Genomic DNA, 12,763 nt, shown 5'->3' with positions numbered 1-12,763 from the left:
ACCGACCCAGGGGGCAGCCATGAGCAGCACCGTTTCCGGTACTCCCGAGACCGTGTTCACGTACGGGGCGCCGCAGCTGAAGTTCGGCAGCGGGGCGTCGGACGAGATCGGCTACGACCTCAGCCGGTACGGGGTGCAGCGGGTGCTGGTCGTGACCGACCCGGGGGTCGCGGCCACCGGTCACCCCCAGCGGGTGGCCGACCAGATGGCCCAGTTCGGCATCGAGGCGAAGGTGTTCGACGGCGTGCACGTCGAGCCCACCGACCTCAGCCTGATCGCCGCCATCGACGAGGCGCGCTCGACCGGGCCGTGGGACGCCTTCGTCGCCGTCGGCGGCGGGTCGAGCATCGACACCGCCAAGGCGATCAACCTCCTCCTCACCAACCCCGGTGAGCTCATGGACTACGTGAACGTCCCCGTGGGGAAGGGGCAGGCGCCGGTCGAGCAGCTCAAGCCGCTGGTGGCCGTGCCGACGACGACCGGCACCGGTTCGGAGAGCACCACGATCTGCGTGATGGACGTGATCTCGGCGCGGGTGAAGACCGGCATCAGCCACGCGCGGCTGCGCCCGACCCTCGCCGTCATCGACCCCGACCTCACGTTCACCCAGCCGCCGGGCGTCACCGCGGCCTCGGGCATGGACATCCTGTGCCACGCTCTGGAGAGCTACACCGCCCGCTGGTACACGACCTACGACCACCGGACGCCGGAGCAGCGGGTGCCCTACTGCGGCTCCAACCCGATCTCGGACATGTGGTCGGAGAAGGCGCTCACGCTGCTGGCCGGTTCGTTCCGCACCGCCGTCCGCAACGGCGAGGACGCGCAGGCGCGGGCGGACATGGCGATCGCCGCGACGTTCGCCGGCATGGGCTTCGGCAACGCCGGCGTCCACATCCCGCACGCCAACGCCTACCCGATCGCCGGACAGGTGAAGGACTTCCACCCCAAGGACTACCCGGCGGGGGAGGCCATGGTGCCGCACGGGATGTCGGTCTCCCTGACCGCGCCGGAGGCCTTCCGGTTCACCTTCGAGGCCTCGCCCGAGCGGCACGTCCGGGCCGCCGAGCTGCTGGCCCCGGGCGCCGACCGCCCCTCCGACCTCGCCGAGTTCCTGCCCACGGTGCTCGCCGACCTGATGCGCGACATCGACATGCCCAACGGCATCGGTGCGGTCGGCTTCGACGACGGCGACATCCCCGACCTGGTCGAGGGCACCATGAAGCAGCAGCGGCTGCTCGCGACGAGCCCGAAGGCGGTCACCGAGGACGACGCCGCCGGGATCTTCCGGCGCTCGATGGAGCTGTGGTGAGCCGGGTCAGCTGAACAGCGCGGCCAGGGCGGCATCGGAGGCGGCGAGCGCGTCGCGGTCGTAGGTGCTGCTGCTGGCGACCAGCTCGGTCGCGCCGGTGCGCTCCAGGAGCTCGGCCAGCCGGCCCTCCACCTGGGCCGGGGTGCCGGCGACCGCCGCCGCGGCGGTCTGCTCGAGGTACTGCTCCTGGCGGGCGGTCCTCGGCGCCGCCCGCACCGCTGCCACCGGCTGCAGGGGCGGGAAGGCGCCCTCGGTGCGCGAGCGGGCCATCGCCCACGCCTCCGGGAGGAGCAGGTCGGCGGCCTCGGCGGCGGTGTCGGCGACCAGCACGTCGAGGCTGATCGAGATCCGTGGCTCGGGCTGCTGGGCCGAGGGCCGGAACGCACGTCGGTATCCGGCCAGCGCCGCCCGCCCCGGCTCCGGGTCGCCGCCGACGCCCAGGACCGGGCCGCCCACGATCACCGGCAGCCCGAGCTCCGCGGCGACCTGCAGGCCGCTCCCGGTCGCGAGCACGTGCAGGGGGAGGGGCGCGGCCGGCTGCGGGTGCAGGGTGATCTCCGCGTTCCCGGTGAGGAAGTCGCGCAGCGCCGCGAGGTCCGCGGCGAAGTCGCGCTCGGTCTCGCGCAGCGCCCGGCGCACCGGAGGGGTGAAGCCCCGCGAGCGCCCCAGGCCGAGGTCGATCCGGCCCGGGGCGAACGCCGACAGGGAGGCGAACTGCTCGGCGACGACGAGCGGCTGGTGGTGCGGCAGCATCACGCCCGCCGAGCCGACCCGGATGCGTGCGGTACGCAGGGCGATCGCGGTCAGCAGGACCGCCGGTGCGGCACCGGCCACCCCGGGTACCCCGTGGTGCTCGGCCACCCAGAACCGGCCGAACCCCAGCTGCTCCGCGTGCACGGCGCGCTCGACGGTGCCCAGCAGCGCGGTGGCGTCCGCCTCGCCGGCGCGGGTGCGCGACCGGTCCAGGAGCGAGAGCCGGGGCGTGGGGGTCACGTTCGGCCCAGCAGCCCCGGGCGCCGTCCTGTTCCGCCGATCAGCCCAGGGGGACGACCGACTTCGTCACCTGGCCGGTGGCGACGAGGACGCCGTCGACCGTGGCCTCGGCGCGCATGAAGGCGACCGCCCTGCCCCGGCGCAGCACGGTGCCGGTGACCTCGACCGTGCGGCCACTGCTCACCGGCCGCAGGAGCGAGGCGGCGACGTCGTGGGTGACCGCGTGCTCGTCCGGACCCAGCGCGGGCAGGAGCGCGAGGAAGGAGGCGACGTCGAGCAGGGCGTAGACCACCCCACCGTGCAGCAGCTGCGCCGGATTGGCCGACGCCGTCCCCACCTCGAAGCGGATCCCGGCCGCGGGGTCCTGCTCGTCGCGCAGCTCCACGCCGAGGAACCGGTGCAGCGGGATGTCGAGGACGGACTGCACGCGTGTGTCGAGGACGGGGGCGTCAGGCACCGGCTCAGCATCCATCAACAGGTGCGGAGCGGCTCCACAGGGCACGTACGAGGGCTGCTGCCCCGCCCGCGCTCCCATAGGCTCCGACCCGGTTCAGGAACTGGGAGGAGGCAGCCGTGGGTCTGTACGGGGATCCCGACGCCCTGGATGCCCTCGCGTCCGAGCTCTCCCAGCGCGCCGGCGAGGTACGGGCCGGTGGCGAGGAGCACCGCCTCGAGGGTGCGCGCACCCGCTGGGTGTCCGAGGCCGCCTCGGCCTACCGGGAGCGCCAGGCCGAGGACTGCGCCGACGTCGACACCGCAGCCGACGCGATGGAGCGCGCCGCCGACCTGCTCCGCCGGCACGCGGACGAGGTGCGGGAACGGTTGGCGGCGATCGCACGGGCCGAGGAGGCGGTGCGCTCCTGGCTGTCCGATCAGGCCGCCCGCGGAGGTGAACTGCTCGGCGACGTCGGCGACCTCCTCGGCGACCTGCCAGAGGCAGGGGCCGACGCCTGGCGGGGGATCTCCGGTCGGCTCAACCGCCTGGGCCTGATGTGAGCGCCGCGCCCCGGCGGCTGACGCTCACCGCCGCCGAGTGGTCGGTGCTGGTGACCGACCGGCTGTCGGACCTGCCGCCGGCCTTCGAGCCGGTCCCGGTCGCCGCTGCCGACCGCGAGCGTGCGGTCTCCTCGCTGGTCCAGGCCCGGGTGATGGTGCCGCCGGAGGGCGGGGCGAGCGACCCGACCCCTCCGGTGGCGGCGGACCTCGCCGTGCTGAGCCGGCCGCTGATGACCCTCCGGCTGGAGGTCCGGGGCCGGGCGGGGGCGCGGCAGGGCTGGTTCGCGCTCGGGCCGGGCGTGGTGGTCGGCGTGGCCACGCTGCCCGAGGGGGGCGTCGAGCTGTCGCTGGCACCCGCGGTGCGGCTGGGAGCCGAACTGGCCCGCGCGGTACCCGAGGCGGCGGAGCTCACCGGCCCCTGGCGGTCGGTCGAGGAGTCGGACGACGACCTGCCGCTCGCCGGCCGCGTGCCCCTCGCGCTGCTCGCGGACGCACCGTCGCCGGGGGCGTCGGAGGACGAGCTGGCCCTCGTGCGTGCCCTCGAGCGGCGGACGGCCGGCTCGTTGCACTGCCTGGTCCTCGGCCGGGCCGCCGCCGACCCGGTCGTCGCGCAGGTCAGCTGGCTGGCGACCGGCTCCGGCTGGGTGGGTCTGCGCCCACGACCGGACGGATCGCCGCGCCGCCTGGTCGATCTCGTGCCGGTGCAGCCGGCCGACCTCGGCACCTGGGTGGCGCCCGCGGTGGCCACCCTGCTGGAGACCGACGCATGAGCACCCCTGAGATCTCGGTCGGCGGCGGTGCCGGCGGGGTGGAGGCAGACCTCGCCGATTTCGCGGCGCTCGGCCGCAACAGCATCGACCTGGCCGAGCTGCTGGCCAGGACGAGCGTGGTGTGCCACGGGATGCTGGTGGATCCCGACGTCCTCGCCTCCGCGGTGCTGGACCCGGTCGGCATGGCGCGCTTCGAGGCGGCGCTGCTGGAGGCGCTCGACGGGCCGGGTGGGCTGAGCGCCCTGGCGATCCGGTTCACCGCGCGCGCCGCGACGCTCCAGGCGGCGGCGCTGGCCTACCAGGCCGCGGACGCGGCGCTGGCCGAGCTGGCCGACGTGCTGAACACGGCGGTCGGCTCACTGCCCTCGGCGTTCGTGGGCTCCCTCCTCACCGAGGTGCTCGGTGCGCTGCTCACCGATCCCGAGGGGCCGGTCGACGCGATCCAGGAACTGATCGACGACCCGCAGCGCTGGCTCACCGAGCACCCGGGGCTGATCGACTCGGCGGTCAACCGGCTGCCGGGTCTCATCGGGGGCTCGAGTGCGCTCCTGCCGTGGATCGGCGCCAACGACGTCCGCGGGGCGGCGGCGCGACTCGGCCGCCTCTGGCCGGACGGCAGGCCCGTGGTGACCGACGGCCCGCTCGACGACGACGCGGCGGTCACCCGCCCGCCGCGCACCGTCACCGACCTAATGGACGCACTGGACCGGCGGGCCCGGCGGTCCAGCGACCACAACGACGAGATCTCGGTCCGCCTGATCACCCACGCCGACGGGACGACGGCGTGGATCGTCGACATCCCGGGAACGCAGGAGAAGTCGCCGCTGGGCGACTCCCACACGCAGAACACCAACGACTACGTCACCAACCTGAGAGTGCTGGGCGGCGACGTGACCACCCGCCAGCAGGCCATCGTCGAGGCGATGCACCGGGCCGGGGTGCGGCCGGGGGAGCCGGTCATGCTCGTCGGGCACAGCCAGGGCGGGATGGTGGCCGCGCAGGCCGCGCACGACTCCGGAACCGCCGACTTCCCCTACGACGTCCGCAGCGTCGTGACCGCCGGCTCGCCGATCGCCCGGGCGGGGATCCCGCCCTCGGTTCAGGTGCTGGCCCTGGAGAACACCCACGACATCGTTCCGCACCTCGACGGCCGGGCGAACGACGACGACCCGAACGTCACCACGGTCACCTTCGACCAGCAGAACGGCAGCATCGGCGACAACCACGGCATCGGGAAGGCGTACCGGTACGGTGCCCAGGCCGTGGACGTCAGCGACGACCCGTCGATCGCCGGTTTCCGCGACGCCTCCTCGCCGTTCTTCGCGCGACCGGGGGAGAACGCGCGCGTGCAGGTGCAGGTCTTCGAACTGGAGCGGAAATGAGCGGGGTGCGCACGGGCCGGCCGACCGGACGCACGATCCGCATGCCGCTCCTGCTGGTCCCGATGTTCCTGCTGGCAGTGGCCGGCTGCGCGGACGGGGAGGAGAAGGAGCGCATCGTCGAGGAGAACAACAGCATCGGCGCCGGGATCGCCGACGAGCTCGCGGCCCGGGACGACGTCGCCTCGGCCGAGGTGCGCTACGTCGACACCTTCACGGTGCCCAAGAGCACGACGGTCGACATCACGATGGAGCCGGGTGCCGACATGCAGCAGCTCTACGACGAGGGCCTCCGGCTGGTCTGGCAGAGCGAGATCAACCCGTTGTCGCTGCTCTACGTCAGCGTCATCAACCCCCAGGACCCGCCCTCGGGCATCTCGGAGACCATCGACGTCGACGGTCCCGGGGTGCGGGCCGACCTGGAGGAGAAGTACGGCCCGCACCCCGACTGAGCAGGGTCACCTGCTGGTGAGGACCACCAGCTGCTGGGTCGCACGGGTCATCGCCACGTAGCGATCGACCGCGCCCTCGATCCCGGTGCCGAACGTCTGCGGGTCGACCAGCACGACCAGGTCGAACTCCAGCCCCTTGGCGAGGACCGGGGAGAGCGACCTGATCCGGGGTCGGGACGGGAACGCCGGGTCACCGATCACGCAGCCGACGCCCTCGGGGTGCTCGGCGAGCCACCGGTCGACGATCCTCTCCAGCTCGGCGGCGCTGCCGTGCCGGACCGGGATGCCGCTGCTGCGGATGGACGTGGGCACGTTGGCGTCCGGCAGCGCCGCCCGGATGACCGGCTCCGCCTCGGCCATCACCTCGGCCGGCGTCCGGTAGTTGACCGTGAGGGCGGCCAGCTCGACCCGGCCCAGGCCCACCCGCTCCAGCCGCTCCTGCCAGGACTCGGTGAACCCGTGCCGGGCCTGGGCGCGGTCGCCGACGACGGTGAAGCTGCGCGAGGGGCAGCGCAGCAGCAGCATCTGCCACTCGGCGTCGGTCAGCTCCTGCGCCTCGTCGACGACGACGTGTGCGAACGGGCCGGCGAGCCGGTCGGGCTCGGCGGTCGGCAGCGCCGCCTCGTCCACCAGGGCGTCGCGCAGGTCGCCGTGGCGCAGGCTGGTCATCAGCAGCAGCTCCGAGTCGTCGGCAGCGATCAGCTCGTCGATCACGCCGGCCATGCGGTCCCGCTCGGCCGCGACGACGGCGTCCTGGCGCCGCTTCCGGTCGGAGGCCTCCGGATCCCCGAGCCGCTGCCGGGCGGCGTCGAGCAGCGGCAGGTCGGAGATGGTCCACGCGTGCGGGTCGGTGCGCTGCAGGCGGCGTACCTCCTCGATGGTGAGCGAGGGTGCGCAGCGGCGCAGGTAGGCCGGCACCGACCAGAGGTCGCCGACGACGTCACCCGGGTGGAGCACCGGCCAGGCTCGGGCGAAGGTGGCGCGCAGCTCCCGGTCCCGCTGCAGCGCGGTGCGGAGCTGGTCGCCGTCGACCTCCTCGTCGTGCGCGTCGGCGATGATCGTGAGCAGTTCCGTCCAGACCTGGTCGCGCGCCTCGTTGTGCGGGGCACCTGGCTCGACGGCCTCGAACGCCTCGGCCCAGTCATCGGGGGTCAGGCGCACCTCGTCCCACGGCGTGGTGACGGTGAACGGCGTCGTCGGCGGCTCCTCGTAGAACCGCACCGCGGCCTCGACCGCCGCCACGAGCTCCACCGACGACTTCAGCCGGGCGACGTCGGGATCGGCCTCCTCGGTCGCGGACGCCCCCTCCGGCACGAGGTCGCGCAGGGTGCAGGTCTGCACCCCCTCCTCGCCGAGGGAGGGCAGGACGTCGGAGACGTAGGCCAGGTAGGGCTCGTGCGGGCCGACGAAGAGGACGCCGCCGCGGCGGTGGCCCAGCCGCGGGTCGGCGTACAGGAGGTAGGCGGTGCGGTGCAGGGCGACGACGGTCTTACCCGTGCCGGGACCGCCGTCGACGACGAGGGCGCCCTGCGAACCGGCGCGGATGATGGCGTCCTGGTCGGCCTGGATGGTGCCGAGCACGTCGCGCATCCGGGAGGTCCGCTCGCTGCCCAGGCTGGCGATGAACGCCGACTGGTCGTCGAGCGCGGCGTGGCCCTCGAACCCGTCGGCGGTGAACACCTCGTCCCAGTAGTCGGTGATCCGGCCGCGCACCCAGCGGTAGCGGCGGCGGCTGCGCAGGCCCATCGGGTGGGCGTGCGTGGCGGCGAAGAACGGTTCGGCGGCGGGGGATCGCCAGTCGAGGAGGAGACGGCGACCGGTGCTGTCGGTGAGACCGAAGCGGCCGACGTAGACCGGCTCGGAGCCGTCGTCGGCGACGATCCGGCCCAGGCAGAGGTCCATGCCGTAGCGGCGCAGGGCGCGGAGGCGGGCGCTGAGCCGGTGCACCTCGAGGTCGCGGTTGAGTGCCTCCTCACCGCTCCCGCCCGGAGCCTTCCGTTCGGTGTCGAGGCGGGCGGTGAGCTCGGCGACGGTGTGCTGGAGGCTCGTGGCGATGGCGGCGAAGTGCCGGTCGTCGTCGCCGATGAGGGCGGGGTCTGCCTTGGCGGCGAGGTCGGTGGGAAGGGCGAAGGCGCTGGGAGTCAGGGCTCCGGCTCCGTTCTGGTTCGGCCGGGAGAGGGGGACGGCGGGCGAGTCTCCGGCACGACCGGGGTCTTGCCGCAAGCCCCGGGGTCGGCTATACGTTGAAGTGGGCGGGAGCGCTGCTCCGCGACCTGCGGGAGCGCTGCTCCTGGACCTGCGGGAGCGCTGCTCTTGGACTTGCGGGCGGGCTCTTCGCCGCAGGGGAATGCAGGCCGCCCCTCGCATCACCGGTCGTGCTGCTCAGGACGCCGAATGCGGCACGTTGCGGCGCTCTTCGGCCGTCGGGCAGGCCACGACGCTGGCCCGCGGGCCCGGGACCCGGGCACGCTGCGAGGACACACGGTTCCCCCGAGTACTGGCGGCGTTCATGACGGTCGGCGGCAGCAGCACAGGCAACGGAAACGGGACGAGCAGGGCCACGGTCCTCTGGGCCGCCGTCGCTGCTCTCGCGGCGGTGGCGGCCGCTGTGTTCGCCGGGCTGGCGTGGAACGAGACCAGGAGGGCCAACGAGTCGGCCCGGGAGGCGAACGACATCGCCGCCGCCGCGAACAGCAAGGCGGACGAGGCGAATCGCCTGGGCGAGGAAGGTCTGGGGCTGGCGCAGAGGAACGAGGAGAGACTGGACCGGGAGCCCGTCGACGGCGTGCAGCTCGGTGAGGCGCCGACCGAGATGAAGGCCCGCTTCCCCCTCCCCGATGGGGTCGCGGTGTGGTTCGTCGTCTACAACGCGACGAACAAGCCCATCGAGAACGTCTGGGTCGCCGACGGCGAGCGTCGGAGTATCACGATCGACGGCATCCAGCCGTGCCGGATGTACGCGCTCCAGCCAGGGTTCGAACCGACGGACCTCTACTTCAGCGACCGGAACGGCCTCTACTGGCACCGGAAGTACAACGGGCCTCCCGAGGCTCTGGCTGCGAGCGACTTCCCGTCCATGCCGGCTCAGGACACCGGGGGCGACTCCCCATGGGACCTGCCGCTGGACAACTGCTCCACCGAGTGAGCGGACCGCGGGAGGGGCTTCGGTGGGGCGGGTGGGGCTCGAACCCACGACCCAGGGATTATGAGCACTTAACCCCTGAGCGCTGTGCTGACCTGCGTAAACGCAGGTCGCCAGCGAGCGTGCAGCACCCAGTACCCGGCTGTAACGCGATCCGGCGGAATCACCACCCACTGACGATGATTGCTCGGCCTGACGCAGCTGCCAACGACAGGGCCATCCTGGGCCGGTCACAGGCCTTCGGCAGCTGAACGGCCCGCAGCGAGCCGGCCTGACCGGTAGGCCGTCAGCCGGTGATCCGCGGCGACTGCACCAATGTCATCTGCGACGGCGACGACGGGGTCATCGGCGGTGGGCTCCTCGCCATCGACGGCTCGAGCAACACGTCGGCACATCCAAGCTGATGGCGCGTGCGGCTTGGCCGCTGACCGAGGCGCCGATGATTGGGCCGCACGATGGAAGCACCCCACGTCGACTCGGCTCAACAGGGAAGGGCTTCGCGCCAGCGGAGGTTGTGGCAGCTGGCTCGCTGTCCACAGGACTGTCCCCGTAGCGTTCCGTGGTCATTACGTCGGTGCAGCTTTACGTTATGAGCGAGCCAACTGATACGGAACGGCGTACCTGCCGGTTTCCCGGTTGCCGACGGCCGACGGCGGCCTCGCAATCCGGGGCCGGCCGGCCGCCGGAGTACTGCGACGACAGTGCGCACAACCGGACCGCCGCCTGGCACGCCCGTCGCCGGCTGCGAACGGAGCAGGCCGGGCAGGCGGCCGGGATCGAGCAGCGGCCGATCGATTCCGCGCGACAGCGGGCAAGTGAGTTGCACGGCCAGGTCGCCGGCATGATCGAGCACCTGAATCAGCAGCTGACGGGGTTGCTCGAGGAGCTGCGGACGGTGGCCGATCCGGAGGCCGCCGAGCTACAGATCGAGGCTGTGACGAGTGAGGCGGCCGAGCAGGTGGCGACCGCCGCGGCTCGCGCCAGCCGGGCCGAGCAAGCGCAACAGCGCGCCGAGGCCGAGCGTGCGGAGGCCGACGCCGCTGCTGAGGAGGCCTCTGCGCTGAGCGAGCAGTTCCGTACTGAGCTCGAAGCGGCTCGCCGGCAGCTAACCGACGCTGAGATCGAGCGAGAGAGGCTGAACGCCGAGCTGGCCGACGCCCTCGCGGCCGACGACGCAGAGCGAAAGCAGTCCGCCGCGAAGTCGGCGGATCTCGCCGGAAAACTGGCTGTCGTTGAGGCGCGGCTGGTCGAGGCACACGGCGACCGGGACGCTGCGGTCCGACGAGCGGAAGCCGCGATGGCCGCGCAGTCCGAGGCGGAAGAGCGATCCCGCAACGCTGTCGAGCGATCCGACGCCGAGTCGGCGCGCGCCGACCGTGCCGAGAATACGGCCGAGTCGGTACGTCGGGGCCTGGCGCAGGCTGACCGGCAAGCCGCAGACCTGCGCGACGAGGTCAGCGACCTACGAGGAAACCTGGCCGCGATGACCGCCTAGCGCGACGCCGCCGTACACGACGCCGAGCGCGAGAAGACCCATGGCCACCAGCGAGTCGACGACCTGCGTGCCCGTCACGAGGAGGAGAACCGACGACTGCGCGAGGAGCTCGCCGAATTGCGCGGTGAGCTCAACACCGTGCGCGACGAAGCCCGCGTGCAGCGCAGCAGAGCCGACCGAGCCGAAGCCCGACTCGACCACGCCGTGACAACCAAGGCGCGGCGCCCCCAGTCGCACGCGGGACGCGCACGGCGCCGAGGCGGGATCACGGCCACAGCAACCAAAGAGACCCGCTACTGACACCGAGCAGCGTGGCCGAGTTCGTCCTACGGGCCTTGCGCGGTGATGGGACTGGCGATGAAGTCGCCTCGTTGGGACCGGCGCCCTGCTGCCGTGCCAAAGATGCTGCTCGGGGACCCCACGGCCAACCGTTTCGGATGGACGTCACAGTCAGAGGGTGGCCGCGAGCAGAAACCCCGCCGCGAGGGCAGGGCCGTAGGGGAAGGTGTCCCGGCGGTCCCCGTCGCGCATGAAGGTGATCACGGCCTGCGTCACGGTGATCAAGGAGAAGGCGGCGAGGGCCAACAACAAGCCCCGATGCGTGGCGTGTCCAAGACCCAGACCACCGAGCACAGCCAGGCGAACGTCACCGAACCCTGCTCCCGCGAACCGCCAGCACAACAGCAGGACGACTCCCGCCGCCGCAGCAGCGAGGCCGCTGATGAGCAGGCCGAGCCAGTCACCGTGCACGGCGAAACCGACGGTCAGCAGTACGCCGGTGCCGACGGCGGCCTGCCGGACGAGTGGTGTCGGGATGCGCTGGGTGACCGCATCGCAGGAGGCCGCGGCGACCAAGGCACATCCCCAGACCAGCAGCGCAGGCACCAGCCACCACGTCCCCGCACGGTGGGACGTCACGATCGCCGCGGCTCCCGCCCCGCCGCCGGCGACGGCGCTGGCCAGTGCCAGGCCCGGACGGGCAGCGTCGAGCCGCGCCAGCTGCGCGAGCCCGTGGGCAGTGATCCAGGGCGTAGCTGTGGCGCCGACCACCGCTCCCGTCACCGAGGCGACCATCCACATGTCGTTCATCCGCCGGTGGCCACCCTCGAGCTCCACAGGGATCTCGTCCTGTTCCTCGCCGCGCCGGCCCTGTGGATATCTGCGCCACCCCAGCTTGCGGTGCGGCAGCGTGTCGTCGGCGCGCGATACACCCAGACGGGGAGGGCGAGTGACTAACTCAGGGACGAACTGTCACCCGAAAGGGTGGGAAGGCGACGGCGGTCACACGTCCGCTCGACACGGAGGGCAACCTCGGTCGACGGACGGTGACGTGCTGGGGGGTGATCAGGCATGGCGGTGATACGCGCGACGGCAGGAGCGGCCGCGGTGCTCCTGGCGCTGACGGCCTCGGGTTGTTCCTCGTCGTCCGACCCCGGCCCGTCGAGTTCGCTGACCTCCGGGACGTCGACCTCCCGGACACCCAGCCCCTCGCCGACCGCGCCGAGCCCCGCCGAGGAAGCGCAGGAACTGGCGGTCGACCTCGTCCCGGAATACCTGCGGATGATCGACGACCTGTACCTTGACCCGTCGCTCGCGCTGGACGGCATCTACGAGGTCGCGGTGGCCCCGGAGGCCACGGCGCAGGCCACGGCGATCGGCAAGTTCCGCTCCCAGGGCTACCGCCAGACCGGTCGGTCGCAGCTGGTGACAGCGTCTGCCGTCAGCGTCGACCTCTCCAACGATCCCGCCGCTTCGCCGTCACCTGTCTTCCCGACCGTCGTCGTCAGCGCCTGCGTCGACGTGAGCCAGGTCGACGCGGTCGACGCCACCGGGGAGTCGATCGTGCCTCCCGACCGTCCGCGGTACCTCGTCCAGCAACTCACCGTGGTGAACCCGGACTATCCGGACACGTCGTCGTGGCGGGTCAGCGAGGCTCCGAACAGGCAGGCGGAGTCATGCGAGGGGTAGCCCTCGCCCTGACGGGAGCGCTGCTGTCCGTGGGCGCCTCACTGATCCTTGCACCAGTGGCCGCCGCTGATCCGGCGACCTGCCAGCAGTACGACTCGCACGGCATCTGTGTGGTCGGAGCCGGTACGGCCGAGGACCGTGGGACGGCGTCCCCAGCGGTCGGAACAACTCCCGACGGCGGTGGCGGTGGCGGCACGCCCGCGGCTGCCTGCACGGTCACCCCCTCCGGCGCCACCATCCCCTGCCGAGAAGGCGAGGC

Annotated in this window: 13 protein-coding genes; 8 read left to right on the top strand and 5 right to left on the bottom strand. The window is 72.7% G+C overall.

Translation table 11 applies throughout. The annotated features are described in order from the left end of the window. The first annotated feature begins 19 nt into the window (after positions 1–19). Complete coding sequence (locus DQ237_RS14430; protein WP_113800849.1) at positions 20–1,309, top strand: hydroxyacid-oxoacid transhydrogenase; 1,290 nt, start codon at positions 20–22, stop codon at positions 1,307–1,309. A gap of 6 nt (positions 1,310–1,315) precedes the next feature. On the opposite strand, the gene DQ237_RS14425 is transcribed toward DQ237_RS14430, so the two are convergent. After that, positions 1,316–2,302, bottom strand: coding sequence for an MsnO8 family LLM class oxidoreductase (locus DQ237_RS14425; protein WP_113800848.1), 987 nt, complete (start codon positions 2,300–2,302; stop codon positions 1,316–1,318). 40 nt (positions 2,303–2,342) lie between these two features. Then, on the bottom strand, positions 2,343–2,759 hold the full coding sequence (locus DQ237_RS14420) for a PaaI family thioesterase (RefSeq protein ID WP_240619644.1): 417 nt from the start codon (positions 2,757–2,759) through the stop codon (positions 2,343–2,345). Positions 2,760–2,875: 116 nt separating this feature from the next. Between DQ237_RS14420 and DQ237_RS14415 the strand changes: the two genes are divergently transcribed. The 4 genes from DQ237_RS14415 to DQ237_RS14400 are packed head-to-tail and all read left to right on the top strand — an operon-like array spanning position 2,876 to position 5,899. After that, positions 2,876–3,298 carry a putative T7SS-secreted protein gene (locus DQ237_RS14415; RefSeq protein ID WP_113800846.1) on the top strand — a complete coding sequence of 141 codons (423 nt, stop codon included), beginning with the start codon at positions 2,876–2,878 and terminating at the stop codon, positions 3,296–3,298. After that, a complete protein-coding gene (locus DQ237_RS14410; protein ID WP_113800845.1) occupies positions 3,295–4,068 on the top strand; it encodes a hypothetical protein in 774 nt (257 codons plus the stop codon). The genes DQ237_RS14415 and DQ237_RS14410 overlap by 4 nt, the downstream gene beginning before the upstream one ends. Further along, positions 4,065–5,450, top strand: a complete 1,386-nt coding sequence (locus DQ237_RS14405) for a triacylglycerol lipase (protein ID WP_113800844.1) — start codon at positions 4,065–4,067, stop codon at positions 5,448–5,450. Before DQ237_RS14410 ends, DQ237_RS14405 begins: the two co-directional genes overlap by 4 nt. After that, positions 5,447–5,899, top strand: coding sequence for a hypothetical protein (locus DQ237_RS14400; protein ID WP_113800843.1), 453 nt, complete (start codon positions 5,447–5,449; stop codon positions 5,897–5,899). Before DQ237_RS14405 ends, DQ237_RS14400 begins: the two co-directional genes overlap by 4 nt. Before the next feature lie 6 nt (positions 5,900–5,905). Here the strand turns inward: DQ237_RS14400 and helR are convergent, their stop codons facing one another. After that, a complete protein-coding gene (gene helR, locus DQ237_RS14395) occupies positions 5,906–8,122 on the bottom strand; it encodes an RNA polymerase recycling motor ATPase HelR (protein ID WP_240619643.1) in 2,217 nt (738 codons plus the stop codon). A gap of 286 nt (positions 8,123–8,408) precedes the next feature. Here helR and DQ237_RS14390 point away from each other — a divergent pair, with 286 nt between their 5' ends. After that, complete coding sequence (locus DQ237_RS14390) at positions 8,409–9,044, top strand: hypothetical protein (RefSeq protein WP_113800842.1); 636 nt, start codon at positions 8,409–8,411, stop codon at positions 9,042–9,044. A 586-nt stretch (positions 9,045–9,630) separates the two neighbouring features. Further along, positions 9,631–10,536 carry a hypothetical protein gene (locus tag DQ237_RS14385; RefSeq protein WP_147251820.1) on the top strand — a complete coding sequence of 302 codons (906 nt, stop codon included), beginning with the start codon at positions 9,631–9,633 and terminating at the stop codon, positions 10,534–10,536. Here DQ237_RS14385 and DQ237_RS14380 read toward each other — a convergent pair. Beyond that, positions 10,504–10,737, bottom strand: a complete 234-nt coding sequence (locus DQ237_RS14380) for a hypothetical protein (protein ID WP_113800840.1) — start codon at positions 10,735–10,737, stop codon at positions 10,504–10,506. The genes DQ237_RS14385 and DQ237_RS14380 overlap by 33 nt on opposite strands. A 249-nt stretch (positions 10,738–10,986) precedes the next feature. Beyond that, positions 10,987–11,652: a peptidase gene (locus DQ237_RS14375; protein ID WP_113800839.1), complete on the bottom strand. Its 666-nt coding sequence runs from the start codon at positions 11,650–11,652 to the stop codon at positions 10,987–10,989. A 234-nt stretch (positions 11,653–11,886) separates the two neighbouring features. Here DQ237_RS14375 and DQ237_RS14370 point away from each other — a divergent pair, with 234 nt between their 5' ends. Further along, positions 11,887–12,504 (top strand): hypothetical protein, encoded by a 618-nt coding sequence (locus DQ237_RS14370; RefSeq protein WP_240619642.1) that lies wholly within the window; start codon positions 11,887–11,889, stop codon positions 12,502–12,504. The last annotated feature ends 259 nt before the right edge of the window (positions 12,505–12,763 follow it).

This window comes from Blastococcus sp. TF02-8 (assembly GCF_003319175.1).
Classification (GTDB): Bacteria; Actinomycetota; Actinomycetes; order Mycobacteriales; family Geodermatophilaceae; genus Blastococcus.
The sequence above is the reverse complement of the archived record's forward strand: the minus strand, read 5'-3'. Positions and strand labels throughout refer to the sequence as shown.